A 25,848-nucleotide genomic window follows, 5' to 3' on the forward strand; every position below is an offset into this window, starting at 1 on the left:
GCACGCTTGTATCGAGGCGTGATAGGATGTGGCCTTGCGTCGATTTGATATCAGCTTGCGGACGCGGGGCACCTTCCCAAAACAGCTAAAGCGAAGGCCGGCGGCAGCCGGCCCGAGTCGATCGCTGTCGTACCGCACCGAAGCCCGCTGATGCCGACGCATAGCGGGCTTTTTGTTTTTTTGGCCTGGTTTTGATCTGGCCTGCGCGACGCGCGCGGCCATCGGATACGGAAAACGGAACATGGACGACTCCCTCAACTTCGACACGCTTGCCGTGCGCGCAGGCACGCTGCGCAGCGACTTCAACGAGCACTCGGAAGCGCTGTTCCTCACGTCGAGCTTCTGCTTCTCGAGCGCGGCCGATGCGGCCGAGCGCTTCGCGAACTCGGAAGACTACTTCACCTATTCGCGCTTCACGAACCCGACCGTCACCATGTTCCAGGAGCGTCTCGCGGCGCTCGAGGGCGGCGAGGCGTGCATCGCGACGGCGTCGGGGATGGCCGCGATCATGTCGGTCGTGATGTCCGCGCTGCAGGCGGGCGACCATCTGGTCAGCTCGCGCAGCCTGTTCGGCTCGACGCTCGGGATGTTCTCGCAGATCTTCAGCAAGTTCGGGATCACGACGACCTTCGTCGACCCGACTGACCTGAACGCATGGCAGGAAGCCGTGCGGCCGGAAACGAAGATGTTCTTCCTCGAGACGCCGTCGAACCCGCTGACCGAACTCGCCGACATCGAGGCGATCGGCAAGATCGCGAAGGCCGCGAACGCGCTGTTCGTCGTCGACAACTGTTTCTGCAGCCCGGTGCTGCAGCAGCCGCTGAAGCTCGGCGCGGATGTCGTGATGCACTCGGCGACGAAATTCCTCGACGGGCAGGGCCGCGTGCTCGGCGGCGCGCTGGTCGGCTCGAAGGAATTCATCATGGGCAAGGTGTTCCCGTTCGTGCGCAGCGCGGGCCCGACGTTGTCGGCCTTCAACGCATGGGTGCTGCTGAAGGGAATGGAGACGCTGTCGCTGCGCGTCGAGAAGCAATCGGCGAACGCGCTGGAAATCGCGCGCTGGCTCGATTCGCATCCGGCCGTGGCGCGCGTGTTCTATCCGGGCCTCGAATCGCATCCGCAGCATGCGCTCGCGAAACGCCAGCAGAAGGCGGGCGGCGCGATCGTGTCGTTCGAGCTGAAGGGCGACACGCCCGAGCAGCAGCGCGCGAACGCCTGGCGCGTGATCGACAGTACGAAGCTGGTGTCGATCACCGGCAACCTCGGCGACACGCGCACGACGATCACGCATCCGGCCACCACGACGCACGGCCGCATCACGCCGGAAGCGCGCGCGGCGGCCGGGATCACCGAAGGGCTGATCCGCCTGGCGGTCGGCCTCGAGCACGCAGCCGACGTTCGTGCCGATCTGGCGCGCGGCCTCGAGGGCTGAGTCGAGCGGCCGGTTTCCGGGCCGGCATGAATGACACGGGCCGCTCGAAAGAGCGGCCCGTTGTCGTTTCGGCGCACGCGACGGCGCGTGCGATTCGTTGCCCGGTTCAGCCGGCGTGCGCGGGCGGCGTGTCGCGCATCGCGTCGACCATCCATCGCAGCGTTTCGTCGAGCGGCGTGACCGGCAAGTCGCCCACCGCGCGCCGCAGCTTGTCGCGCGACCCGCTCAGGCTTTTCACCTCGTTGTGCCGCACGAAGCGCGGATCGATCGTCACGTCGATCACGTAACCGGCGATGCGCGACAGCATCGCGAGCACTTCCTTCAGCGAATACGCGCGCTCCGAGCACACGTTGAACGTCTCGCCGGCCGGTGCGGCTTCGACCAGCTTCAGATAGGCGGCCGTCACGTCGCGTACGTCGGAGAAATCGCGGCTCACGTCGAGGTTGCCGAGCGAGATCCGCGGGGCGTTGCGCGCGTAGTGCGCGACGAGCTTCGGCAGCAGGTAGGCGTCGCTCTGGCCGACCCCCGTGTAGTTGAACGGCCGCGCGATCACGATCGGCAGCCGGTCGGCCCACAGCTTCGCCGCATATTCCATCGCGAGCTTGCTGACCGCGTAGTCGTTCGCCGGGGCCGGCGCGACGGTTTCGTCGAGCACGCCGGCCGTCGAGTTGCCGTAGATGTTCGCGCTGCTGGCCAGCAGCACGGCCGACGGGCGGCGGTCGAGGCCCGCGAGCGCGGCCAGCAGGTTGCGCGTGCCGGTGATGTTGACCGCGTAGGTCTGCGACGGCTCGTCCTGCGCGACGTGCGCGCGCGCGGCGAGATGCACGACCGCATCGGGACGCGCGTCGGCCGCGGCCGCGCGCATCGCATCGGCGTCGAGCAGATCGACGGGCAGCAGCGTGCAGTGCGCGAACGCCGGATCGTCGGGCCGCGGCGCGCCGGGCGCGATCGTGCCCCAGACGTCATAGCCGGCCGCCTGCAGGCGTTCGGCCATGTAGCGGCCCGTGAAGCCCGTCAGGCCCGTGACGAACGCACGGCGCGACGGGCGTCCGGTTTCAGAACGTGTCATGGTGTTGGTTCCGCGTCAAATCCGCTTCGACCATCATCTGGCAAAGTTGTTCGAGCGTCGTCTTCGGTGCCCAGCCGAGCTTGGCCTTGGCCTTGTCCGCGCAGCCGATCAGCAGGTCGACCTCGGCAGGGCGGTAGAACTTCGGATTCACTTCGACGAGCACGTTGCCGGTCGCCGCGTCGAGGCCGCGCTCCTGTTCGCCCTTGCCGGCCCATTCGATCTGGTAGCCGGCCGCCGCGAAGGCCATCCGCACGAAGTCGCGCACGGTCTCGGTGCGATTGGTCGCCAGCACGTAGGTGTCGGGCTCGTCGGCCTGCAGCATGCGCCACATTCCTTCGACGTATTCGAGCGCGAAGCCCCAGTCGCGTTTCGCATCGAGGTTGCCGAGCTCGAGGCGCGTCGCCTTGCCGAGCTTGATCTTCGCGATCGTGTCGGTGATCTTGCGCGTGACGAACTCGCGGCCGCGCAGCGGCGACTCATGGTTGAACAGGATGCCGCTGCTGCCGAACAGGCCGTACGACTCGCGGTAGTTCACGGTCATCCAGTGCGCGTACAGCTTCGCGACGCCGTACGGGCTGCGCGGATAGAACGCGGTCGTTTCGGTCTGCGGAATCGCCTGCACCTTGCCGAACATCTCCGACGTCGACGCCTGGTAGAAGCGCGTTTTCGGGCTCACGACGCGGATCGCCTCGAGCAGGTTCAGCGGGCCGATGCCGGTCACCTCGGCGGTCGTCGCCGGCTGGTCGAACGAAACGCCGACGAAGCTCTGCGCGGCGAGGTTGTACAGTTCGTCGGGCTGCGTGCGTTCGAGCAGGCGCAGGCTCGAGCCGGCGTCGGTCAGGTCGTGTTCGACGAGCGTGAGGTTCGGGTGCGTGTCGACGCCGAGCTCGGCGATGCGCCAGAAATTCACCGAGCTGGTGCGGCGGTAGGTGCCGGTGACCTCGTAGCCCTTGTCGAGCAGCAGCTTGGTCAGGTACGCACCGTCTTGGCCCGAAATCCCGGTGATGATGGCCTTCTTGCGAGTTTGGCTCATGGCGTTGTCCTGGTAGAAACGATGGATGGTGAAATTCAGGCGGTCGTGCCGGCGGCGGCCGGCAGCGCGCGGCGTGCGGGGCCGCGCGTCAGGCGCCGTTCGAAGCCGTACCAGCTCAGGGTCGCGTAAGCGAGCGTGATCGCCAGCGCGAGCGCGGCCGTGACGAAACGGTTCAGGTGCAGCGGCCAGAGCGCATACAGCACGCTCAGGTGGATCAGGTACACGGTGTAGCTGACGGTGCCGACGTAGACGAGCATCGGGTTCGTCAGCACGCGTTGCACGAGGCCGCGCCCGCGCAGCGCGATCACGACGATCGACGTGCACAGCAGCAGCGAGATGCTGTAGAGCGCCGCATTCGACAGCGGCGTGTTCGCGGCGCGAAAGCGCGGGAACGACAGGTGCAGCCAGCCGAGGATCGCGAGCGACACGAGCGCGCCGACGATCGCGAGCGGGTAGAACGGCTCCAGCGCGCGCCGGTCGCGGCGCAGCACGATCGCGAGCAAGGCGCCTGCCGCGAGCAGGTCCATCCGGAACGGCGTCAGGTAGTAGATCGGCCAGAACGAATCGAACCACGGCGTCGCGATCGCGCGCAGCACCGGCGCGGCGACGACCAGCGCGGCGGCGACCCACAGCAGCGCGCGCTCCGAGCACCACAGCACGACGAACGGCCAGAAGATGTAGAACTGCTCCTCGACCGCGAGCGACCACAGCACGTTCAGGCTGTCGTGGCCGATGCTGCCGAGCGACAGGCCGATGTTGGTCGAGAAAAATGCAAACCACGGCCAGTGCGGCAGCCAGCTCGCGCCGAACAGGAGCGTCGACACCACCAGCAGCAGCACGTACGGCGGCAGGATGCGGCGCACGCGGCGCGCATAGAAGTGGCTGAAGTACGACTGCCCGCGCGCCTTGCGATCGAGCAGGATGCCGGTGATCAGCAGGCCGCTCAGCACGAAGAACAGGTCGACGCCCATCCACAGCGGCGCTTTCAGCGCGTGCTGCAGGAACACGGCGCCCACCGCGATCGCACGCAGCCCGTCGAGCTGCACGATGCGGCCGTGTTGCGGCGGGGTCAGGTCGGCGGTTCGCGAGGTGCCCGTCATCGCGCCGCTCCTTTGCGACGCGCGGCGCGGGCCGCGGCGTGTCGCACATCCGATGCGTGAACGTAATGCATGCCTTTAAATGAAATATCGAGTCGAAATCGATTCTAGGGAAAAGAAATCGGCAAAAAAACGCGCGCCATTTATCTGACGGAAAACATTCAAATGCCGATTATTCCGGTCGCGAGATGAAAGATTGACGCCGGAGGCCCGCGGCAGGCGGTGCGGAGCGGCATTTTCTACGCGGTGGCGAGCGCAAGGCGGTCGATATTGCCGTTTTCGGATGCCGATTACTGCATGTTCCGGTTCGATATCTCCGGCAGAAACATCCCCAAATATTTCCAAATTTCTTGTGATTATTTTTGCTTGTAACCTGCATCGCGACGTTTGAAACCCATTTAGCGGCAGGGCGCGCCGGCGGTAATCCGCGGCGGCGCCGGCCGCTGTTGCATCAAGTCTGGAGAAGCGCATTGCGACGTCTGATTCTGGTAGGCATGACGGTAGGCGCGGCGCTGCTGACGAGCACCGCGCCGGCCGAAACGGTGTTGCCCGCGACGACGTCGTGGATCGGCAACACGTTCGGCTATGGCGATGGCAGCTGGACGCAAATCGACATCCGCGCGATCGCGGTGACGCCTGACGGCAAGGTGTATACGAATGCGCCGTGGGACGAGAGCGGGGCCGAGGCGAGCGTCTACCAGGACGGGAAGATGCTCGGCTTCGCCGGCGGCACGCACGGCTGGGGCAATCTCGGCGGCAATGCCATCGCGGTGAACGGCAAGTACGCGTATGTCGCGATCGGCGTCGGCAACGAGCGCGGTCACCTGCAGTCGCCCGGCATCTGGCCGGACAAGGGCAAGCAGTGGTTCGGCATCTCGCGGCGCACGATCGGCGACATGAAGCAGCCCGCGCCGTTTCGCGCGTCGCCGCAGGTCGCGCCGGGCGGGCGCGCCGACGCCGGCCGCGCGCGGATGGCCGCGAGCTTCATGATGATGAACGAGGTACCGGCCCCCGCGCGCTCGGAAGTGGGCGAGGCGAAGGCGGAAGTGGGCGGCCTCGCGGCCGACGACAAGACGTTGTTTGCGACGAATCCGTCGCGCGACGTCGTGGATGTCTACGACGCCGAGACGATGCAGCAGAAGGGCACGTGGAGCGCGCACGAGCCGGGCCGCATCGCGCTCGCCGGGGACGGCACGCTGTGGCTGCTGACCGATACGCTGACCGGGCCCGCGCATCTCGTGCACGTGCGCGCCGACGGCCGCAAGCTCGACGATGCGCCCGCGCTGCCGGACGGTACCGACGCCGTGGACGTGGCGGTCGACGCGAAAGGGGGCGTGCTCGTCGCGGACAACGGGCCGCGCCAGCAGATCCTGATTTTCTCGAAAGGCGGCAAGGGTTATGCGCAGTCCGGCACGTTCGGCGAGCGGGGCGGCATTTTCGCGGGCCCCGTGCCGGGGCGTCCCGGGCCGCAGCGCTTCAACGGGCTGACGGGCGTCGGCGTCGACCGCGCGGGCAACATCTACGTGTCGATGAACGGCATCGGGCCGCGCCACGACACGATCGGCGCCGGGCTCGGCGCGGTGCTCGAAAGCTACACGCCGGACGGCAAGCCGCGCTGGCAGGTGCAGGGGCTGCTGTTCGTCGACGGCGCGTGGCTCGACCCCGCGCGGCCGAACAGCGTGTACACGGGCAACAAGCGCTTCGAGCTCGACCTGTCGAAGCCGCCGGGCCAGGACTGGAAATACGTCGGCTTCCTGTCGAACCGCTTCAAGTATCCGGACGACCCGGTGTTTCACACCGATCAGTATCCCGGCATGCCGCTCGCGCGGCGGCTCGACGGCCGCACGTTCCTGTACCTGACCGACATGTACGCCGATCACCTGAAGATCTACCGCTTCGACGCGAAGCGCGACGGCGAGGTCGCGATTCCGTCGGGCCTGATCGCGGGCCGCGCGCGGCCGGTCGACAAGGTGCCGAACAAGCCGCCGGGCGGCGACTGGCTGTGGCGCGACGCGAACGGCAACGGCCGGCTCGACGCCGACGAATTCACGACCAACACGACGACCAAGGCGAGGGCGGGCGGCTGGGGCTGGTGGGTCGACACGAAGGGCGACATCTGGCGCACGAGCGACGTACGCGGCATTCACCGCTTCGCTTACGGCGGGCTCGACAAGGCCGGCAACCCGGTCTACTCGTACGACAAGGTCACGACCTACCCGATGCCGCAGCCGTTCACGCAGCTGCGCCGCGCGATCTACGACGCGCAGACCGACACGCTGTACGTGACCGGCTACACGGCCGATGCGCCGCCGCAGCCGGGCATCAACAAGGAAGTCGGGCGCGTGCTGGTGCGCTTCGACAAGTGGTCGACCGGCTCGCCCGTGGTGCGTTACACGGTCGCGCTGCCGTGGCAGCTCGATGCGAAACCGATCCTCGACCTGATCGGGATCACGGTCGAGGGCCGCTACATCTTCACCGTGGAGCCGGTCGGCAAGATCCACGTGTACGACAAGGACACCGGCAAGGAAGTGGGCGTGATGAGCCCGGGCGCCGAGGTCGGCAAGGCATCCGGCTGGGTCGACGTGCCGTTCGGCATCAGCGCATTCCGGCGCGAGAACGGCGAATACCTCGTGTTCGTCGAGGAAGACGCGCGCGGCAAGGTGCTCATGTATCGCTGGAAACCGTGACGGGCGGCGCGCCGTCGTCGACGTCACTCAAGGCTCAAGCATGGACAAAGGCATACTCAAGAACGTTTCGATCAACTTCATCGGGCTGATCCTGCCGACCTTCGTGTCGCTGGTGACGGTGCCCGCCTACATCCACGCGCTCGGTGTCGAGCGTTATGGCGTCGTCAGTCTCGTGTGGACGCTGATCGGCTATTTCGGGATCCTCGATCTCGGGATGAGCATGGCCGCGCAGAACCACATCTCCAAGGCGCTCGCGAGCGGCAATGCCGACGAAAGCGCGCGCGTGTTCTGGAGCGCGTTCTGGCTGAATCTCGGCACCGGCATCGTCGGCGGGCTGCTGATCTATTTCGGCGCGTTCGTCTACACCGCGTACTTCACGAAGGTGTCGGCCGCGATGCAGCACGAGGTGTATCTCGCGTTGCCGTGGCTCGCGCTCGCGATTCCGCTCGCGAACGTGTCGTGGGTGTTCGCCGGCGCGATCAACGGCGCCGAGCGGTTCGGCGTGTTCAACACGAACCAGACGATCGGCACCTTCCTGTTCCAGCTGCTGCCGCTCGGCGCCGCGTGGTGGATCGCGCCGAACCTGCAGACGGTGCTCGCGGCGGCCGTCGTCGCGCGCCTGATCGCGGCGGTGATGCTCGGCCAGGCCAGCATCAAGGTGCTCGGCATCCGGCGCATCGATCCGCCGCAGTGGGGCACCGCGAAAGGGCTGTTCAACTTCGGCGGCTGGATGCTGATCGCGAGCACGACCAGCATGATCGCCGACACGCTCGATCGCGTGATGCTCGGCGCCGGCATGGGCGCGAAGTTCGTTACCTACTACACGGTGCCGCAGAACCTCGTCACGCGCCTGAACATGCTGCCGAACGCGCTCGTGCGCACGCTGTTCCCGCGCCTGTCGGCGGTCGGCCGCGACCATGCCGACACGCTCGCGCGCCAGTCGCTCGAATTCCTGAACGGCGTGTTCACGCCGGTCGGCATCGTCGCGATCTTCGCGCTCGCGCCGTTCCTCACGCTGTGGGTCGGCGCCGATCTCGCCGCGCATTCGGCGCCGGTCGGCCGCGTGCTGGTGATCAGCGTGTGGCTCGTCGGCCAGGCGAGCGTGACGCGGATCCTGATCCAGTCGCAGGTCAATCCGGCCCGTGCGGCATTCGCCGGGCTCGTCGAGATGCCGTTCTTCGTCGGCGGCCTGTGGTTCGGCATTCATCACTTCGGGCTGATCGGCGCGGCGGTGGTCGTCGCGGCGCGCGCGCTGGTCGACTACGGCGTGCTGCTGTACCTGTCGGCGATCCGGATGCGCGCGATCGTGCTCGACATGCTCGCGCACCTCGCCTTCCTGCTGGCGAGCCTGTTCCTGGCGCAGGCATGGCCGGGGCTCGGCGAGTCGATCGGCATGTGCGCGGTCGTACTGGTGCTGAACGTCGCGTGGTCGCTCACGATGACGCCGGGGTTGCGTGCGCTCGTGCGCGACCTGTTTGTCCGTCTCAATGCGAGGAAAACCGTATGAATCGCGATCTGGCGGAACACGCCGTATTGAATCTCTCCACGGCCGATGCCGCCGTGGCCGAAGCCGGCGACGTCGCCGCCCTGCGCCGGCCCGTGCCGGCCGGGCGCGCCAGCGCGCGGCAGCCGTCGCGCGCGCTGCGCGTGGCGATCGTCCACGACTGGCTCGTCACCTATGCCGGCGCCGAGCGCGTGCTGGAGCAGATCGTCGCGTGCTTTCCCGACGCCGACCTGTTCAGCCTCGTCGATTTTCTCGACGACCGCGCATTCGTGCGCGGCAAGCCGGTGACGACGTCCTTCATCCAGAAGCTGCCGTTCGCGCGCACCAAGTACCGCGGCTACCTGCCGCTGATGCCGCTCGCGATCGAGCAGCTCGACGTGTCCGAGTACGACCTCGTGATCTCGAGCAGCCACGCGGTCGCGAAGGGCGTGCTGACGGGGCCGGACCAGGTGCACATCAGCTACGTGCATTCGCCGATCCGCTACGCGTGGGACCTGCAGCACCAGTATCTGGAGCAGTCGAATCTCACGCACGGGCCGAAATCGCTGCTCGCGCGGATGATTCTCCACTACATCCGCAACTGGGACACGCGCACCGCGAACGCGGTGGACGGCTTCGTCGCGAATTCCGCGTTCATCGCGCGACGCATCAAGAAGGTCTACCACCGCGACGCGGCGGTGATCTTCCCGCCGGTCGACGTCGACGCGTTTTCGCTGAACGCCGACAAGGAGGATTTCTACCTGACCGCGTCGCGGATGGTGCCGTACAAGAAGATCGACCTGATCGTCGAGGCTTTCTCGCACACGCCCGAGCGCAAGCTCGTCGTGATCGGCGACGGCCCCGAGATGCAGAAGATCCGCGCGAAGGCCGGCCCGAACGTCGAGATCATGGGCTATCAGCCGTTCGCGGTGCTGCACGACCGGATGCGGCGCGCGAAGGCGTTCGTGTTCGCGGCCGAGGAGGATTTCGGGATCTCGGTCGTCGAGGCGCAGGCGTGCGGCACGCCGGTGATCGCGTACGGCAAGGGCGGCGCGCTCGAGACCGTGCTCGACCCGCAGTCGAACCCGAACCCGACCGGGCTGTTCTTCGACGAACAGACGCCGCACGCGATCGTCGCGGCCGTCGACGACTTCGAGCGCGCGCCGCAGCGCTTCACGCCGGGCGCCTGCCGCACGAACGCGGAGCGGTTCTCCGCCGATACGTTCCGGCGGCGTTTCCTCGACTACGTGGAGGCGGCGCTGCCCGGTTCGACCGCGCAGCGCGGCACGGCGATCGCACCGATGCCGGCCGCGCGCGGCCCGGCGACGCTCGTGCTCGACCAGAGCGGCGTGCTCGGCGGCGCCGAGCTGTCGCTGCTCGAGATCATGAAGCACATGCGCGCGAACGCCGACGTGCTGCTGTTCGACGACGGCCCGTTCCGCGCGGCGCTCGACGAGATCGGCGCGCGTGTCGACGTGGTCGACCAGGGCGCGCTCGCCGGCGTGCGCAAGCAGGGCGGCGTGTCGTTCGGCGCGGTGAAGCAGCTCGTGCGGCTGGTGCGCGACGTCGCGCGCCGAGCGCGCCGCGCCGAAGTGATCTATGCGAACACGCAGCGCGCGATGGTCGTCGCCGCGCTGGCCGGGCGGCTCGCGCGCAAGCCGGTCGTCTGGCATCTGCGCGACATCGTCAGCACCGACCATTTCGGCAGCAAGCAGTTGCTGGCGATCAAGTATTGCGCACGGCTCGGCGTGACGCGCGTGATCGCGAACTCCGACGCGTCCGCGCAGGCGTTCCGCACGCTGACGGGCTTCACGCCGCAGCACGTCGACGTCGTGTTCAACGGTATTTCGGCCGAGCCGTTCGACGCGCTGGAAGGCGTCAACCCGGCCGCGCTGCGCACGCGCCTCGGGTTGCCCGAGCACGCGTGGCTCGTCGGCTCGTTCAGCCGCCTCGCGCGCTGGAAAGGGCAGCACGTGCTGCTGGAGGCCGCCGCACGGCATCCCGACATGCACGTGGTGCTGGTCGGCGCGCCGCTGTTCGGCGAGGACGAATACGCTGCGCAGCTGCACGAATTCGTCGCGCAACACGGGATGGACGAGCGGGTGCATTTCCTCGGGTTCCAGCGCGACGTGGCCGCCTGCATGACGGCGGTCGACGTCGTCGCGCATACGTCCATCACGCCGGAGCCGTTCGGGCGCGTGATCGTCGAAGGGATGCTCGCGCGCCGGCCGGTCGTCGCGGCCCGCGCGGGCGGCGTCGTCGAGATCATCGAGGACGGCGACAACGGGCTGCTTTGCGAGCCGGGCGATGCGATCGCGCTGGCCAGCGCGCTGGAGACGCTGAAGCGCGACGGTGCGCTGCGCGAGCGGCTCGTCGCGAGCGGGCGCGCGACGGCGGTGCGCCGCTTCGGCACCGAGACCTATGTGGAGCGCGTCGAGAAGATCCTTGCGGATACGGCGAAGGCCGCGAAGGCGAAGAAGCGGTAGCCGTTGCCGGCGCGCGCCGGCGGGAAACGAGCCCTCATGCGGCGGTGCGCCGCGTGAGGGCTTTGCTTTTCAGCGGGCATGATGGGTCCGGCGAGCGCCGGGCCGGGCGGTTTGCGGCGCGCATGACGCGCAAGACCGGGCGATCGCGTCTGGATGGCGACCATGAAGCGGGGCAGCCGCGCGGCGGAAACCGGCCGGGAACGGCATGGGCGGGCCCTGGTGCGGTCGGACGGCGGCAGGCTGCCCATCCCCGCACACCCCGGCATGCAACCGCGTGCCGGCCATGAAAACGCCCCCGCACGGCGACACGCCGCACGGGGGCGCCGATACCCGGCCGACTGCGTCAGACGGCCCGTTCGGGCCCCGGCGCGACGACGCGGGCCGGGCGGGTCGGCTTGAAGCTGGCCGACCACATCATCGCCGGCCGTTCGAACAGCCGGTAGAACAGGTACGCGACGGGGATCGCGGCGGCCATGAACGCGAACGACGGCCAGATCGACAGCTGCAGCTCGGAGTGGAACAGCACCGAGCCGAGGCAGACGAACAGCGGCAGGTGGACGAGGTACAGCGAGTAGCTGAAGTCGCCGAACCAGCTCAGCACGCGCAGCGGCGGCGTCGGGCGCGGCGGGCGGGCGAGCGCGCGGTACAGGAAGCACGCGAAGCCGGCCGACCACAGCTGGAACGCGCCGTACTGGCCGAAATGGAACGCGCCGCAGCCGGCGGCCAGCAGCACGGCGGCCGCGGCGTACCACGCGCGCGACGGCACGGGGGCGGCCGCGCCGCGCGCCTGCTGCGCACGCACGTCGGCGATCCATGCGCCGATCGTCCAGGACAGCCAGTACGACGTGAAGAACTGCAGGTCGTGCCGTTCGAGCAACCACGCCGACGCGACGTTGACGAGCGCGATCGCGGCCACGACGGCCGGCATGCCGATGCGCCGGCGCAGCGCGAACAGCAGCGGGTAGATCGCGTAGAACTGCACCTCGAGCGACAGCGTCCACAGCGCGCCGTTCGACCCGTACGTGTAGCCGGCCACGCCTTGCAGCGAGAACAGGTTCACGAGGAACGCGACGATGCCGACGTCGCGGATCTTGTGGCTGACGGGCTCGATCTGCAGGCTGACCGAGTCGAGCGCGAGCGTGAACAGCAGCGCCGCGAGCAGCACCGGATAGATGCGCGCGAACCGGCGCACCCAGAAGTTCGGCGCGTCGAGCCGGTACGCGGGATTGGCCGCGAGCTTGAGCGCCGCGTTGCGGTGGATGCAGTAGCCGCTGATCACGAAGAAGATCGGCACGCCGGCGGAGCCCCACGCGAACGGGAAGGTCAGGTAGCCGGCGATCACGCCCGGGTTCAGGGCATGACCGTAAGCCTGATGGAAGCTCTGCATGCCGACCCAGACGACCTGCCGGCAGTGGAAATAGGCGACGAGCAGCGCCGCGAAGCCGCGCATCGCGTCGATCACGTGTTCCTTGTGATCGGTGACGGGCGGCGCGGCCAGAGACGATCCGCTGAAAGCTTGCATGCGATTCGATTCCTTGCGACGGATGGAGGGGAAGTTTCACCCCATCGTAATGCGCAAGAATTCGATCAATGAATAAAAAAATCTTGCCCGGAAATAACGGTTTTCCACATGATGGATTTATCCCGGTCTGAAAGCGGTTCCGCGGGCGCGTCAATTATTTACCGATTTTTTTCTGATAGTTTGAAGTTCCAGATGATTGATGCAAGGAGCGGCAAGATGGACATGCATTGGATCGCGAGCGCTGCAGTACTGCTGGTCATGGCCGTGCTGTCTGCGTACCGGGAGGCGCTGAAGAACGAACCGATTCGCCCGGGTCTCGAACGGGGCGGCGTGCCCTATATCGAGGAATTCGAATCGTAAGAATTTGTATCCGGAAAATCGGTAATTTGTTTCTGTATCGGTACTCGGTCCGGCAATATCGACCGAATGGAAGGGATTATATTTTTTTCGGAATCATTGGGCAATCGTCCATATCGATAATGAGCGGAGTGGAATTGGCCGTGCCGTCGATTCTCGATATGCCGTTCGGAACACAATCGCGCCGGGTCGCGGGTCGACGCGGCGCAGTCAACGCAATCAGGATGCGAACATGTTGAAAGTCACCAAGGCCGTGTTCCCCGTTGCCGGTCTCGGCACGCGGTTCCTCCCGGCAACGAAGGCGAGCCCGAAGGAAATGTTGCCCGTCGTCGACAAGCCGCTGATTCAGTACGCGGTCGAGGAAGCGATCAACGCCGGTATCACCGAGATGATCTTCGTGACCGGGCGCAGCAAGCGCGCGATCGAGGATCACTTCGACAAGTCGTACGAGATCGAGGCCGAACTCGAGGCGCGCGGCAAGGAAAAGCTGCTCGAACTGGTGCGCGGCATCAAGCCGAGCAACGTCAACTGCTTCTACGTGCGCCAGCCGGAAGCACTCGGTCTCGGCCATGCGGTGCTGTGCGCGGAGAAGCTCGTGCACGGCGAGCCGTTCGCGGTGATCCTCGCCGACGACCTGCTGCATGGCGAGCAGCCGGTGCTCAAGCAGCTCGTCGACGTGTTCGACCACTATCACAGCTCGGTGATCGGCGTCGAGACGATCGCGCGCGAGGACAGCCGCTCGTACGGCGTCGTCGAAGGCCGCGAATGGGAAGAGGACGTCATCAAGCTGTCGGGCATCATCGAGAAGCCGGCGCCCGAAGATGCGCCGTCGAATCTCGGCGTGGTCGGCCGCTACGTGTTCATGCCGACGATCTTCGATCATCTGCGCAAGCTGAAGCCGGGCGCCGGCGGCGAACTGCAGCTGACCGACGCGGTCCAGTCGCTGCTCGCGAACGAGCAGGTGCTCGCGTATCGCTACTTCGGCACGCGCTTCGACTGCGGCAGCAAGATCGGCTATCTCAAGGCGACCGTCGAGCTCGCGCTCCAGCATCCGGAAGTGAGCCGCGAATTCGAGGCCTACCTGCGTACCTGTTTGCCCGCGCTGGCGGCTGTCGCATAGGCCGCTGCGCGCTCCGTCGTTTCAGGTGGTGGTTGTTCCGTTGGCCCCGGCCGCTCAGGCGCCGGGGCTTTTTTGCGTCCGCACGTGCGTGCGCGGTCGTGGTGCGCGAAGGCGGTGTGTCGTACCGGATTCGGGCGTGGGGCGCGGGGGCGCGGTACCGGCGCGGTGGTGCGCCGCGGCTTAAACCGGTGCCGAAGGGCCGACCCCAGGTGTATGCGTCGGCGGTTCCGAGAGCGTCACGCACACGACGTGCGTGAAGGCGCCGGGCCGGCCGGTGTCGCGAGATGACGCCGTGCCGCTGCTCGACGGGCGCCGGGCAGCGTGAAGGCGGGGCTGTTTTTCCGTCGTCGGACCGGAGGCGCGTCTGCGTGACCTTCAGCGCGGCGACGCGCTCGGTTGCGTGGCGAAGTGCCGGGCGAGCATCGTGGCGATCGGCTTCTTGAAGTCGAGCAGCCGCTTTTCGAGATAGCGCCAGGACAGGTGCGCAAGCAGCACGGCGAAGGCGAATTGCAGCATCTCGGGCAGTGCTTCACGGACGAATGCCGGCATCGGCACGTGCGCGAAGGACGCGGGCAGCACGCCGAAGCGCGTCGGAATCAGGTTGTGGAACAGGTAGAAGCCGTAGCTGATCGTGCCGAGATAGACGAGCGGGCCCCCGTCGAGCAGCGCGACGACGGGGTGGTCGGGCTCGCTGACGAGCCACAGCATCAGCGCGCCGAGCGACGCGGACAGGCCGAGGTCCGCGAGCCCCGCGACCGCGTCGGGCAGCGTCGTGCACGCGGGCAGCACGAGGAAGAACACGACGCCGGCCGCGCCGAGCCAGCCGGGCGGCACGCGACGCACGGCGGCCGTGCCGCGATCGGCAAGCGCCATCGCGCCGACGCCGCCGAGCGCGATCAGTGCGAAATTCCACGGGGAAAACGCGTAGATCAGCACCGGCGACGCATCGGACAGGTAGAGCGCGAGATGCGCGAGCGCGCACAGCGCGACGGCCGCGATGCCGAGCGCGACGTGTCGCGCGGCCGGTACCGCGAGCAGCGCGAGCGGCGCGATCAGGTAGAACTGCTGTTCAACCGCGAGGCTCCAGAAGTGCGACGTGGAGCCGGGCCAGCCGTCCTTCACGACACCGATCCAGTAATTCGACAGGAACACCGCGTGCCACGCGAGCCCCAGGTTGACGCCGCGCTGGTAGAACAGCGCGTGCGCGATCGCGAGCGCGGCGAGCAGCAGGTAGTACACGGGAAAGATCCGCAGCGCGCGCTTCGCGAGGAACAGCGCGAGCGCGTGGCGGCGCGTCATGGTGCCGCGTTCGACGGCCTGGCGGTTGCGATGCAGCTCGCCGACGATCAGGAATCCGCTGATGAGGAAAAACGTCCACACACCGAGCTTGCCGACGTCGACGGCAAGGACGTGGCCCTTGTGGGACAGGAAAACGAGGATGACGGCGAGGGCTCGCAGGCCGTCGAGTCCTTTGACGTATCTGACTTCGCGCATGGAGGCATCCGGGCATTGAGCGTGCCCAGTATAGGTGCGCAAATATCGAACGTAATTCGCGTTCCGACGTATACGTGAAGGCGTTTTTTGATGCTCGAGCGTCGATGAAGTCGGTCGCGCGCAACAAAACCTGCGGGAAACCCCGCGAAAACGCATAAAAGTACTGCACGAAGCGTCAAGGCGCTTGTAGAATCCGGCGTTGAAGCGCGCGCGTTGCACGCTTCGTGTATCCAACGACCACACCTGGTAGGAGAAACATGGCGACTTCCGCAAAAAAGGTGGCCAAGAAGGCTGCCGCACCGGCGACCAAGAAAGTGGCTGCCAAAAAGGCTGCGCCCGCGAAGAAAGTAGTGGCCAAGAAGGCTGTCGCGAAGGCAGCACCGGCTGCTCCGACGCCGCTGAAGGACAAGTTCACGAAGGCATCGCTCGCAACGCACATCGCTGAGCGCGCAGCTGTCGAAGTGAAGGCGGTCAAGGCAGTGCTCGCCGCACTCGAGAACGTCGTGCTGGGCTCGGTCCACAAGAAGGGCGCAGGCGAATTCACGCTGCCGGGTCTGCTGAAGATCACGGCACAAGTCGTGCCGGCGAAGAAGAAGCGCTTCGGCAAGGATCCGTTCTCGGGCGAAGAGCGTTGGTTCCCGGCGAAGCCGGCCAGCGTGCGCGTGAAGGCTCGTGCGCTGAAGAAGCTGAAGGACGCGGCAGCGTAATGCCGCGCAACGACTGCCGAATACGTGTCGGCAGCCGTTGCGGAGTCCAGCGATCCCCGTACGCGAAAGCGTGCGGGGATTTTTATTGTGCCGCGCCACTCGCGCGGCGGCGAAGCGGCGGCGCGGCGACGATGCGCGCCACGACGTGCGACGCGCGTTGCATCGCGTGCCGCCCACGCGCGATACCGAAGGCGAACTGCGAACCGCAGTGGCGCCGGACGCGGTTTCGCCGCAGCCCGGCCATGCGCCGCTCGCGCCGCGGCCGTTGCGTGTGCATCGCAACGCACGCAGTCGTGACTGAATTCATCCCGGACGAAATCGCCGGACAGGTCGGCACGGCACGCGCCGCGATCGAGCGGCATCTCGGCGCAACGCTGGCAGCTATCCACCTGTTCGGATCGGCGCTCGACGGCGGCTTGAAACCGCGCAGCGACATCGACCTGCTGGTGACGGTGGCGGCGCGACCCGACGAAACGGTGCGGCACGCGTTGATGCACGATCTGCTCGCCGTGTCGGCGCCGCCGCACGGCGCAGGCGGCTTGCGCGCACTGGAGGTCACCGTCGTCGCGCACGGCGACGTGGTGCCGTGGCGTCATCCGGCGCGGCGCGAACTGCAGTTCGGCGAATGGCTGCGCCGCGATCTCGAGGCCGGCATCGTCGAACCGCCGCTCGTCGATCACGATCTGGCGATCCTGCTGACGAAGGCGCGGCAGCACAGTGTCGCGCTGGCCGGGCCGCCCGCGGTCGCGCTGTTCGAGCCGGTGCCCGCGCGCGATTTCGCCGCCGCGCTGCTCGATACCGTTGCGCAATGGAACGCCGAGCCGGACTGGCGCGGCGACGAGTGCAATGTGGTGCTCGCACTCGCGCGTATCTGGTACAGCGCCGCGACCGGCACGATCGCCCCCAAGGACGTTGCCGCGGCATGGGTGCTGGCGCGCCTGCCGGACGCGTATCGGCCGGTGGTGGCCGCCGCGCGCGACGCCTATCTCGGGGGCGACGCAGGCGCGGCAATCCCGGCCGGCGAACCGCTCGCCGCCTTCATCGGCTACGCACGGCGGGCCGTCGAGTCGATGCTGCGGGCGTAGCGGCGGATGCCGGTCGTGCGATCGGCGATCGGTCACGCATGCGTCGCAGCCCGGCGGGTGTCGTCAGCCCGCCGTGCCCGCGAAGGCGGCTTTCAACGCGGCGTCGTCGAACTTGACCATCCGCATCATCGCCGCGGCCACGCGCGCCGCCTTGACCGGGTCGCGGTCGGCCATCATCGGGATGAGCGCTTCCGGAACGATCTGCCACGACACGCCATAACGATCCCTCAGCCAGCCGCAGGCGTCGGCCGTGCCGCCGTTGTCGATCAGCGCGTTCCAGTAGCGGTCGAGTTCCGCCTGGTCGGCGCAACTGACCAGCAGCGAGATCGCGTGATTGAACGTCTCCGTGCGCGGGTGGCTCATCGCGAAGAACGGCTGGCCGAACAGTTCGAATTCGACCATCCGTGTGCCGTCGGTGCCGGGCACGGCCGTGACGCGCACGATGCGCGAATCCGGAAAGATGCCGGCGTAGAAGGCCGCTGCTTCTTCGGCTTCCGTCGAATACCAGAGGAAGGGCGTGATCTTCTGAATCGTCATGGCGTATCTCCTGTATGAATGGGGCGACGCGCGAATCGCGTGCCGCCATCGACACGACGGACGACGGTTGCCGAAATCGACACGCTGCGGCACATCGCGATCGCACCGGACGAGCGGCGCCGGCAGTGCGGAGGATAGTCGCTCGGCGAACGGATGGCGATCGGCGCTCCGCAAACGGCGTTCCCGGCGCTTTGCAGCCGTCAGGCGCCGCTGCCGGCCGGTCGGCGTGCGTGGGGCTCGGGTTCCGGCCGCCGGCCCGTGCAGCGGCTGCCGGCGCGCGGGAGACGGACGAAAAAAAGCCAGCCGCGGCCGAAACCGGGGCTGGCTTTCCAGGTCGGCGGCAAGGCGTCGGAGACGCCGTGCACGCCGGAAACGTACTTCTTAGAACTTGTGACGCAGGCCGAGCGCGACGATTTCCTGCGAGCTCTTGCCGGCGATGCCGTACGAGCCGACCGACGCTTGCGCATCGGTACCGTCGGCGTTGTGGCCGCTGGCGTGCTGGTATGCGCCAACCAGGTAGACGTCGGTGCGCTTCGACAGCGAGTAGTCCGCGCCGAGCGAAACCTGATGGTACTTGGCGTCCGTCTGGCCGCTACCCTTCGTGTAGATGTAGCCGACGCCCAGCAGCAGCGGTGCCGATGCCTGGTACGTGACGAATGCGCGACCCGTGTTGTACTTCTGGTTCGTGCCGAAGCCCGAGTTCGCATCAGCCTTGTACTGCGCGTTGCTGTAGCCGAGGCCGAACGTCACCGGGCCGAATGCATACTGGCCGGCGACTTGCGCGATCCCGATCGACGATGCCGACGTGTACGCGTTGTTGATGAAGCTGCCCGAGCCGTCGAAGATCGCGTCCGACGTGCCGGCCCAGCCGGTGCGTTGGCCAACTGCATTCAGCGGCGACGAGTTGTTGGCGTGGAAGTAGCCAGCAGCCAGGCCGAGCGGGCCGTTGTTGTAGGCTGCAGCTGCCGCCCACGTCTGACCCTTGCCGGTTGCGCCGGCGACACCGCCGAGTGCGTACATCGCTTCGACCTGCAGGCCTGCCCAGACCGGCGACGTGTACTTGATCGCGTTGCTGACGCGCAGGCTGTTGTCGTTGTTGTCGACGTCGCCCGGCGTGGCGAACACGCTGCCGAAGTAGTTGTCAGCCGTGACTGCCTGAACCAGGTCGACCAGCGGGTCGTACTGGCGACCCAGCGTCAGCGTACCGTACTGGCTGCTTTCCAGGCCGACGAAAGCCTGGCGGCCGAACATGCGGCCACCCTGGCCCAGTGCACCCGATGCCGAGTTGAAGCCGTTTTCCAACTGGAAGATCGCCTTCAGGCCGCCACCGAGGTCTTCGGAACCCTTGAGGCCGAAGCGGCTGCCTTGCAGGTTGCCGCTACCCATCGACCACGAATTGTTACCTTGACCGTCGTTACCGTGAACGTACGTGATCGACGTGTCGATCACGCCGTAGAGCGTCACGCTCGACTGAGCCTGAGCAGCACCGGCAGCGCCCAGCAGGGCGAGCGAGAGGGTCGAGAGAGCAAGTTTCTTCATCGTTGAGTTTCTCCACGCAAGTGATTCATCGTTATTTGTTGCGGATTGGAGAATAGCTCAGTGCCATACACGCAAGAAAGCTTAAAAAATAAAGTGTCTCGAAAAGGTAACAGCGTGAAAAAGTCCATATATATCAAGCACATCAACGACTGTTCCTGTTTTTGAAACAGTTGACAATTGCTGCGTCGCGATTGTTTCAAAAGTTGATGTACCGGACGGCCTGGTGCCTGTTTTGCGGGGTTCCGTCATGGAAACGAGGGTGTGCAAACGTTTGCCGTTGCAGCAATGTTCGTGTGGGCACGCAAGGTGCGTGGGTCCGCCGCGCAAGGGCGCGGCGGGGGCAGCGGGGTGGCGGAGGGGCGCGCGGGGGCGGGCGTGCGTTGTGCCGGGCGCCGTCAGTTGCCGCGCGTAAGGTCGTTGCCGGCACCGGGTTGCGGTTCTGCGGCCGCCGCCGCCGCGGCGCCGGCCGGCCGATGCGCGTTGCCGCGCGCCGCCGCGAATTCCGCGCCGAGCAGCAGCACGATCGCGGAGAAGTACAGCCACATCAGCAGGACCGCGAACGATCCGGCCGCGCCGAATGCGCTGGCCGTGCCCGCATGCGCGAGGTACAGCGCGAACAGCTTCTTGCCGCCGGAGAACAGGATCGCCGACACGATGCCGCCGACCGCGGCGTCGCGCCACGCGACGCGCGCATCGGGCAGGAACTTCATCAACGACGCGAACGCGGCCGCGAGCACCGCGATGCCGACGAAGAACTGCACGAGGTTGGTGACGACCACATACGGCGAATTGCCCAGCAGCCAGGTGCCGACGAACGTGATCGCGGTATCGAGCACGAGCGACACGATCAGCAGGAACGCGACGCCGAGCACGAGTCCGAACGAGATCAGCCGCACGCGCACGAGCCCGAGCATGCTCGACCAGCGGTTCTCGGTGGCCGGCCAGATCACGCTGAGCGCGGCGCTGAGCGACGCGAACGTGGCCGACGCGCCGATCGCGAGCGCGGCGAACGAGATCAGCGTGGCCAGCCCGCCGCGCTCGCCCGCGCGGTGCGCGTTCTGCACGATGGTCTGGATGCTGGCCGCCGCGTCGTCGCCGATCAGCTGGTGCGCCTGCTCGAATACCTGGCCGCGCGCGGCATCGTCGCCGTAGAACCAGCCGGCCACCGCGATCACCATCACGAGCGTCGGCGCGAGCGAGAACGCGGAGAAAAACGCGATGCCGGCAGCCATCGCGGAGCAGCGGTCGGACGAGAAGCGCTTGAACGCGGTGAGGGCCCAGTTGGCCTGTTGCTGGGCGAGACGGGTTGCTTCGGAAGTGATCTGTCGTTTCATGACGGGTCGGTTGTGCGCGGCGCGCGGATCGTCGTGGTTCATCGGATTATTCGGTATTGATCCGAGGATTCGATCATAGTTGCCTGAACTGTCTATAATTCCTTTCAGTTTCACCCCACCCCACAATAACGCCGAGACCGCCATGCTACAAATGTCCCGGCGCCAGTTCCTGAAGGTGACGGCCACGTCGCTTGCCGGATCGAGTCTTGCCCTGATGGGCTTTTCTCCGTCCGAAGCGCTTGCCGAAGTCCGACAGTACAAGCTGGCGCGCACCGTCGAAACGCGCAACACCTGTCCTTACTGTTCAGTGGGTTGCGGCATCCTGATGTACAGCCTCGGAGACGGCGCGAAGAATGCGCAGCCGAGCATCATCCACATCGAAGGCGATCCCGACCATCCCGTCAATCGCGGCACGCTGTGCCCGAAGGGCGCCAGCCTGATCGACTTCATCCACAGCCCGAACCGCCTGACGCACCCCGAGTATCGCGCGCCCGGCTCGGACAAGTGGGAACCGATTTCGTGGAACGACGCGCTCGACCGCATCGCGAAGCTGATGAAGGCCGACCGCGACGCGAACTTCGTCGAGACGGCCGAAGACGGCTCGAAGGTCAACCGCTGGCTCACGACCGGCATGCTGGCCGCGTCGGCGGGCAGCAACGAGGTCGGCTACCTGACGCACAAGACTGTCCGCAGTCTCGGGATGCTCGCATTCGACAATCAGGCGCGTGTCTGACATGGCCCGACGGTGGCAGGTCTTGCCCCGACGTTTGGCCGTGGAGCGATGACGAACCATTGGGTCGACATCAAGAACGCGGACGTGATTCTCGTGATGGGCGGCAATGCAGCCGAGGCCCATCCGTGCGGTTTCAAGTGGGTAACCGAGGCGAAGGCGCACCGCAAGGCGCGGCTGATCGTCGTCGACCCGCGCTTTACGCGTACGGCCTCGGTGGCCGATTACTACGCGCCGATCCGCACCGGCACCGACATCGTCTTCCTGGGCGGGGTCATCAACTATCTGCTGACGAACGACAAGATCCAGCACGAGTACGTGAAGAACTACACGGACTTCTCGTTCATCGTGCGCGAGGATTTCGCGTTCAACGACGGCATCTACTCCGGTTATGACGCGGAGAAGCACGCGTACCCGGACAAATCGAGCTGGGACTACGAGCGCGGCGACGACGGCTTCGCGAAGGTCGACCCGACGCTGCAGCATCCGCGTTGCGTGTACAACCTGCTCAAGCAGCACTACGCGCGCTATACACCGGACATGGTCCAGCAGGTCTGCGGCACGCCGAAGGAGAAATTCCTGAAGGTGTGCGAGATGCTCGCGACCACGGCCGTTCCCGGCCGCGCCGGCACGGTGCTGTACGCACTCGGCTGGACCCACCATTCGACCGGCGCGCAGATCATCCGCACCGGCGCGATGGTGCAGTTGCTGCTCGGCAACATCGGCATCGCCGGCGGCGGGATGAACGCGCTGCGCGGCCACTCGAACATCCAGGGGTTGACCGACCTCGGGCTGATGTCGAACCTGCTGCCGGGCTACATGACGCTGCCGATGCAGTCCGAGCAGGATTTCGACGGCTACATCAAGAAGCGCACGCAACTGCCGCTGCGGCCGAACCAGTTGAGCTACTGGAAGAACTACAAGGCGTTCCACGTCAGCTTCATGAAGTCGTGGTGGGGCGACGCGGCGACCGCCGAGAACAACTGGGGCTACGACTACCTGCCGAAGCTGGACAAGCAGTACGACCTGCTGCAGGTGATCGAGCTGATGAATGCCGGCAAGATGAACGGCTACATCTGCCAGGGCTTCAACCCGCTCGCGGCGGCACCGTCGAAGGTGAAGACGGCAGCGGGCCTCGCGAAGCTGAAGTGGCTCGTGATCATGGATCCGCTCGCGACCGAGACGTCCGAGTTCTGGAAGCATCACGGCGACTACAACGACGTCGATGCGTCGAAGATCCAGACCGAGGTGTTCCGTCTGCCGACCACGTGCTTCGCGGAGGAAAACGGCTCGCTCGTGAGTTCGAGCCGCGTGCTGCAGTGGCACTGGAAGGGCGCGGAGCCGCCGGGCGACGCGAAGAGCGACCTCGAGATCATGTCGGGGCTGTTCCTGCGCATGCGCAAGCTGTACCAGAAGGACGGCGGCAAGTATCCGGACCCGATCGTGAACCTGACGTGGCCGTACGCGAACCCGGAAAGCCCGACGCCCGAAGAGCTCGCGATGGAGTTCAACGGCAAGGCGCTCGCCGACCTGCCCGACCCGAAGGATCCGGCCAAGACGCTCGTGAAGAAGGGCGAGCAGCTGGCCGCGTTCGCGCAATTGAAGGACGACGGCACGACCGCGAGCGGCTGCTGGATCTTCTGCGGCGCGTGGACGCAGGCCGGCAACCAGATGGGGCGGCGCGACAACTCCGACCCGACCGGCATCGGCCAGACGCTGAACTGGGCGTGGGCGTGGCCGGCGAACCGGCGGATCCTGTACAACCGCGCGTCGTGCGACGTCGCCGGCAAGCCGTTCGACCCGACCCGCAAGCTGATCGGCTGGAACGGCAGCGCGTGGAAGGGCGCCGACGTGCCGGACTTCAAGGCGGACGAGCCGCCCGAAAACGGGATGGGGCCGTTCATCATGAACCCGGAAGGCGTGGCGCGCTTCTTCGCCCGCGCGGGGATGAACGAAGGTCCGTTCCCCGAGCACTACGAGCCGTTCGAGACGCCGCTCGACGCGAACCCGCTGCACCCGAACAACCCGCAGGCGCTGAACAACCCGGCTGCCCGCGTGTTCGCGGACGACCGCGCGTCGTTCGGCAAGGCGGCGGAGTTCCCGCACGTGGCGACGACGTACCGGCTGACCGAGCATTTCCACTACTGGACCAAGCATGCGCGGCTGAACTCGATCATCCAGCCCGAGCAATTCGTCGAGATCGGCGAAGACCTCGCGAAGGAAGTCGGCGTCGCGCACGGCGAGCGCGTGAAGGTGTCGTCCAAGCGCGGCTACATCATCGCGGTCGCCCTCGTCACGAAGCGGATCAAGCCGCTGACGGTCGACGGCAAGAAGGTCCAGACGGTCGGCGTCCCGTTGCACTGGGGCTTCAAGGGTCTGACGAAGCCCGGCTATCTCGCCAATACCCTGACTCCGTCCGTGGGTGACGGCAACTCGTACACACCGGAATTCAAGTCGTTCCTGGTGAAGGTCGAAAAGGCGTAAGGGGAAAGAGATGGCATTGCAATCGCTGGATATCAAGCGCGTCTCGGCCACCACGACGCCACCGCCCACGGTGCGCGAACCGGTGACCGGGAGCGTCGCGAAGCTGATCGACGTATCGAAGTGCATCGGCTGCAAGGCATGCCAGACGGCGTGCATGGAATGGAACGACCTGCGTGACGAGGTCGGCACCAACGTCGGCGTGTACGACAACCCGGCCGACCTGACCGAGCATTCGTGGACGGTCATGCGGTTCTCCGAATACGAGAACCCGGCGGGCGACCTCGAGTGGCTGATCCGCAAGGACGGCTGCATGCACTGCGAGGATCCGGGCTGCCTGAAGGCGTGTCCGTCGCCGGGCGCGATCGTGCAGTACAACAACGGGATCGTCGACTTCCACGAGGAGAACTGCATCGGTTGCGGCTATTGCGTGACCGGTTGCCCGTTCAACGTTCCGCGGATCTCGAAGAAGGATCATCGCGCGTACAAGTGCACGCTCTGTTCCGACCGCGTCGCGGTCGGCCAGGAACCGGCCTGCGTGAAGACCTGCCCGACCGGCGCGATCGTGTTCGGCACCAAGGAGGACATGAAGCAGCACGCGGCCGAGCGGATCGAGGACCTGAAGGAGCGCGGCTTCGAGCATGCGGGGTTGTACGACCCGCAGGGCGTCTGCGGTACGCACGTGATGTACGTGCTGCACCACGCCGACAAACCGTCGCTGTACCACGGGCTGCCCGACAACCCGTCGATCAGCCCGATGGTGAAGCTGTGGAAGGGCATCGCGAAACCGCTCGCGGTCGCCGGCCTCGCGCTGACCGCGCTTGCCGGGTTCTTCCACTATGTCCGGGTCGGTCCGAACGAGGTGAGCGAAGAGGAAGAATCGGCCGCGCGCGACGAGGCGCGACGCATCAAGGAGGACGCGAAATGAACCACGACGACCCCAACCTGATCGTCCGCTACTCGGCGAACGAGCGCACGAACCACTGGATCACCGCGATCACGTTCGTGCTGCTCGCGCTGTCCGGGCTCGCGCTGTTCCATCCGTCGATGTTCTGGCTGACCGCGCTGTTCGGCGGCGGCCAGTGGACGCGGATCCTGCATCCGTTCGTCGGGCTCGTGATGTTCGTGTCGTTCGCGATCCTCGTCGTGCGCTTCTGGCACCACAACACGCTCGACGCGGACGATCGCCAGTGGCTGAAGCAGATCGGCGACGTGCTGACCAACCAGGAAGACAAGCTGCCGCCTGTCGGGCGCTATAACGCCGGGCAGAAGCTGCTATTCTTTACGTTGGTGGCGTGCCTGCTGCTGCTCCTGCTGTCGGGAGTCGTGATCTGGCGGCGCTACTTCTCGTTCTACTTCCCGATCGGGGTGATCCGCGCGGCCGCTGTCGTGCATGCCGTGGCGGCCTTCGTGCTGATCGCGAGCATCATCGTGCACATTTACGCAGCGTTGTGGGTGAAGGGCTCGATCGGCGCGATGGTGCGCGGCACCGTCACGCTGGGCTGGGCCCGCAAGCATCACCCGAAGTGGTTCCGTGAAAGCGTGAAATAACGCACTGGAGCGGAGCGCCTCGCCGATCGCGGCGGGCCGCTCCGCGCCTTCGCCGGAACTGCCCGAAAGCGCCGATGCGTCGGCGCTTGTTTTTTTGGAAGACA

Annotated in this window: 20 protein-coding genes; 11 read left to right on the forward strand and 9 right to left on the reverse strand. The window is 66.5% G+C overall.

What is annotated here, in order from left to right; translation table 11 throughout:
• Positions 1–241 precede the first annotated feature (241 nt).
• On the forward strand, positions 242–1,432 hold the full coding sequence (locus VXM69_RS06335; RefSeq protein WP_034185822.1) for an O-succinylhomoserine sulfhydrylase: 1,191 nt from the start codon (positions 242–244) through the stop codon (positions 1,430–1,432).
• 106 nt (positions 1,433–1,538) lie between these two features.
• Here the strand turns inward: VXM69_RS06335 and VXM69_RS06340 are convergent, their stop codons facing one another.
• The 4 genes from VXM69_RS06340 to VXM69_RS06355 form a co-directional block, all read right to left on the reverse strand.
• Positions 1,539–2,501: an NAD-dependent epimerase/dehydratase family protein gene (locus tag VXM69_RS06340; RefSeq protein WP_367189168.1), complete on the reverse strand. Its 963-nt coding sequence runs from the start codon at positions 2,499–2,501 to the stop codon at positions 1,539–1,541.
• Positions 2,488–3,534: a GDP-mannose 4,6-dehydratase gene (gene gmd, locus VXM69_RS06345; protein ID WP_034185824.1), complete on the reverse strand. Its 1,047-nt coding sequence runs from the start codon at positions 3,532–3,534 to the stop codon at positions 2,488–2,490. Before gmd ends, VXM69_RS06340 begins: the two co-directional genes overlap by 14 nt.
• 35 nt (positions 3,535–3,569) lie before the next feature.
• The gene (locus VXM69_RS06350) at positions 3,570–4,634 is read right to left on the reverse strand and encodes an acyltransferase (protein WP_049033171.1); all 1,065 of its coding nucleotides are present in this window, start codon (positions 4,632–4,634) and stop codon (positions 3,570–3,572) included.
• Between the two features lie 75 nt (positions 4,635–4,709).
• Complete coding sequence (locus tag VXM69_RS06355; protein WP_083286503.1) at positions 4,710–5,102, reverse strand: hypothetical protein; 393 nt, start codon at positions 5,100–5,102, stop codon at positions 4,710–4,712.
• Positions 5,103–5,125: 23 nt separating this feature from the next.
• Between VXM69_RS06355 and VXM69_RS06360 the strand changes: the two genes are divergently transcribed.
• Genes VXM69_RS06360 through VXM69_RS06370 form a run of 3 tightly spaced genes read left to right on the forward strand, consistent with a single transcriptional unit; the run spans position 5,126 to position 11,287 of the window.
• Entirely contained in the window at positions 5,126–7,318 is a 2,193-nt protein-coding gene (locus VXM69_RS06360; RefSeq protein ID WP_367189227.1) for a hypothetical protein, read from the forward strand.
• Positions 7,319–7,358: 40 nt separating this feature from the next.
• Positions 7,359–8,825 (forward strand): flippase, encoded by a 1,467-nt coding sequence (locus VXM69_RS06365; RefSeq protein ID WP_034185827.1) that lies wholly within the window; start codon positions 7,359–7,361, stop codon positions 8,823–8,825.
• Positions 8,822–11,287, forward strand: coding sequence for a glycosyltransferase family 4 protein (locus tag VXM69_RS06370; RefSeq protein ID WP_034185828.1), 2,466 nt, complete (start codon positions 8,822–8,824; stop codon positions 11,285–11,287). Before VXM69_RS06365 ends, VXM69_RS06370 begins: the two co-directional genes overlap by 4 nt.
• Positions 11,288–11,630: 343 nt before the next feature.
• Here VXM69_RS06370 and VXM69_RS06375 read toward each other — a convergent pair whose 3' ends face one another.
• Positions 11,631–12,809, reverse strand: a complete 1,179-nt coding sequence (locus tag VXM69_RS06375; RefSeq protein ID WP_034185829.1) for an acyltransferase — start codon at positions 12,807–12,809, stop codon at positions 11,631–11,633.
• 108 nt (positions 12,810–12,917) lie between these two features.
• Between VXM69_RS06375 and VXM69_RS06380 the strand changes: the two genes are divergently transcribed.
• Positions 12,918–13,169: a hypothetical protein gene (locus VXM69_RS06380; RefSeq protein ID WP_367189246.1), complete on the forward strand. Its 252-nt coding sequence runs from the start codon at positions 12,918–12,920 to the stop codon at positions 13,167–13,169.
• Between the two features lie 229 nt (positions 13,170–13,398).
• Entirely contained in the window at positions 13,399–14,286 is an 888-nt protein-coding gene (galU, locus tag VXM69_RS06385; protein ID WP_034185830.1) for a UTP--glucose-1-phosphate uridylyltransferase GalU, read from the forward strand.
• Positions 14,287–14,661: 375 nt separating this feature from the next.
• Here galU and VXM69_RS06390 read toward each other — a convergent pair whose 3' ends face one another.
• Complete coding sequence (locus VXM69_RS06390; RefSeq protein ID WP_367189169.1) at positions 14,662–15,780, reverse strand: acyltransferase family protein; 1,119 nt, start codon at positions 15,778–15,780, stop codon at positions 14,662–14,664.
• Positions 15,781–16,037: 257 nt separating this feature from the next.
• Here VXM69_RS06390 and VXM69_RS06395 point away from each other — a divergent pair, with 257 nt between their 5' ends.
• Together VXM69_RS06395 and VXM69_RS06400 are read left to right on the forward strand one after the other, a co-directional pair.
• Entirely contained in the window at positions 16,038–16,487 is a 450-nt protein-coding gene (locus VXM69_RS06395) for an HU family DNA-binding protein (RefSeq protein WP_034185832.1), read from the forward strand.
• A 293-nt stretch (positions 16,488–16,780) separates the two neighbouring features.
• Positions 16,781–17,572: an AadA family aminoglycoside 3''-O-nucleotidyltransferase gene (locus VXM69_RS06400; protein ID WP_367189170.1), complete on the forward strand. Its 792-nt coding sequence runs from the start codon at positions 16,781–16,783 to the stop codon at positions 17,570–17,572.
• A 63-nt stretch (positions 17,573–17,635) separates the two neighbouring features.
• Here VXM69_RS06400 and VXM69_RS06405 read toward each other — a convergent pair whose 3' ends face one another.
• The 3 genes from VXM69_RS06405 to VXM69_RS06415 form a co-directional block, all read right to left on the reverse strand.
• On the reverse strand, positions 17,636–18,109 hold the full coding sequence (locus VXM69_RS06405) for a VOC family protein (protein ID WP_059558330.1): 474 nt from the start codon (positions 18,107–18,109) through the stop codon (positions 17,636–17,638).
• A 381-nt stretch (positions 18,110–18,490) separates the two neighbouring features.
• Complete coding sequence (locus VXM69_RS06410) at positions 18,491–19,648, reverse strand: porin (RefSeq protein WP_034185834.1); 1,158 nt, start codon at positions 19,646–19,648, stop codon at positions 18,491–18,493.
• A 395-nt stretch (positions 19,649–20,043) separates the two neighbouring features.
• Positions 20,044–20,982 carry a YihY/virulence factor BrkB family protein gene (locus tag VXM69_RS06415; RefSeq protein ID WP_059558658.1) on the reverse strand — a complete coding sequence of 313 codons (939 nt, stop codon included), beginning with the start codon at positions 20,980–20,982 and terminating at the stop codon, positions 20,044–20,046.
• Between the two features lie 142 nt (positions 20,983–21,124).
• Here VXM69_RS06415 and fdnG point away from each other — a divergent pair, with 142 nt between their 5' ends.
• From fdnG to VXM69_RS06430, 3 genes are read left to right on the forward strand one after another with little or no spacing between them, the layout of a single operon-like run.
• Positions 21,125–24,196: a formate dehydrogenase-N subunit alpha gene (gene fdnG, locus VXM69_RS06420; RefSeq protein WP_082744713.1), complete on the forward strand. Its 3,072-nt coding sequence runs from the start codon at positions 21,125–21,127 to the stop codon at positions 24,194–24,196.
• Positions 24,197–24,206: 10 nt separating this feature from the next.
• The gene (gene fdxH, locus VXM69_RS06425; RefSeq protein ID WP_367189171.1) at positions 24,207–25,121 is read left to right on the forward strand and encodes a formate dehydrogenase subunit beta; all 915 of its coding nucleotides are present in this window, start codon (positions 24,207–24,209) and stop codon (positions 25,119–25,121) included.
• Positions 25,118–25,744, forward strand: coding sequence for a formate dehydrogenase subunit gamma (locus VXM69_RS06430; RefSeq protein WP_034185838.1), 627 nt, complete (start codon positions 25,118–25,120; stop codon positions 25,742–25,744). Before fdxH ends, VXM69_RS06430 begins: the two co-directional genes overlap by 4 nt.
• The last annotated feature ends 104 nt before the right edge of the window (positions 25,745–25,848 follow it).

Origin of the sequence: Burkholderia sp. Ed8 (assembly GCF_040761425.1) — a bacterium.
Classification (GTDB): Bacteria; Pseudomonadota; Gammaproteobacteria; order Burkholderiales; family Burkholderiaceae; genus Burkholderia; species Burkholderia seminalis.

Excerpts from the sequence above, each read along its gene's own strand:
- VXM69_RS06335 (WP_034185822.1), top strand. The coding sequence starts at position 242 with ATGGACGACTCCCTCAACTTCGACACGCTTGCCGTGCGCGCAGGCACG.
- VXM69_RS06340 (WP_367189168.1), bottom strand. The coding sequence starts at position 2,501 with ATGACACGTTCTGAAACCGGACGCCCGTCGCGCCGTGCGTTCGTCACG.
- gmd (WP_034185824.1), bottom strand. The coding sequence starts at position 3,534 with ATGAGCCAAACTCGCAAGAAGGCCATCATCACCGGGATTTCGGGCCAA.
- VXM69_RS06350 (WP_049033171.1), bottom strand. The coding sequence starts at position 4,634 with ATGACGGGCACCTCGCGAACCGCCGACCTGACCCCGCCGCAACACGGC.
- VXM69_RS06355 (WP_083286503.1), bottom strand. The coding sequence starts at position 5,102 with ATGCGCTTCTCCAGACTTGATGCAACAGCGGCCGGCGCCGCCGCGGAT.
- VXM69_RS06360 (WP_367189227.1), top strand. The coding sequence starts at position 5,126 with ATGACGGTAGGCGCGGCGCTGCTGACGAGCACCGCGCCGGCCGAAACG.
- VXM69_RS06365 (WP_034185827.1), top strand. The coding sequence starts at position 7,359 with ATGGACAAAGGCATACTCAAGAACGTTTCGATCAACTTCATCGGGCTG.
- VXM69_RS06370 (WP_034185828.1), top strand. The coding sequence starts at position 8,822 with ATGAATCGCGATCTGGCGGAACACGCCGTATTGAATCTCTCCACGGCC.
- VXM69_RS06375 (WP_034185829.1), bottom strand. The coding sequence starts at position 12,809 with ATGCAAGCTTTCAGCGGATCGTCTCTGGCCGCGCCGCCCGTCACCGAT.
- VXM69_RS06380 (WP_367189246.1), top strand. The coding sequence starts at position 12,918 with ATGATGGATTTATCCCGGTCTGAAAGCGGTTCCGCGGGCGCGTCAATT.
- galU (WP_034185830.1), top strand. The coding sequence starts at position 13,399 with ATGTTGAAAGTCACCAAGGCCGTGTTCCCCGTTGCCGGTCTCGGCACG.
- VXM69_RS06390 (WP_367189169.1), bottom strand. The coding sequence starts at position 15,780 with ATGCGCGAAGTCAGATACGTCAAAGGACTCGACGGCCTGCGAGCCCTC.
- VXM69_RS06395 (WP_034185832.1), top strand. The coding sequence starts at position 16,038 with ATGGCGACTTCCGCAAAAAAGGTGGCCAAGAAGGCTGCCGCACCGGCG.
- VXM69_RS06405 (WP_059558330.1), bottom strand. The coding sequence starts at position 18,109 with ATGACGATTCAGAAGATCACGCCCTTCCTCTGGTATTCGACGGAAGCC.
- VXM69_RS06410 (WP_034185834.1), bottom strand. The coding sequence starts at position 19,648 with ATGAAGAAACTTGCTCTCTCGACCCTCTCGCTCGCCCTGCTGGGCGCT.
- VXM69_RS06415 (WP_059558658.1), bottom strand. The coding sequence starts at position 20,982 with ATGAAACGACAGATCACTTCCGAAGCAACCCGTCTCGCCCAGCAACAG.
- fdxH (WP_367189171.1), top strand. The coding sequence starts at position 24,207 with ATGGCATTGCAATCGCTGGATATCAAGCGCGTCTCGGCCACCACGACG.
- VXM69_RS06430 (WP_034185838.1), top strand. The coding sequence starts at position 25,118 with ATGAACCACGACGACCCCAACCTGATCGTCCGCTACTCGGCGAACGAG.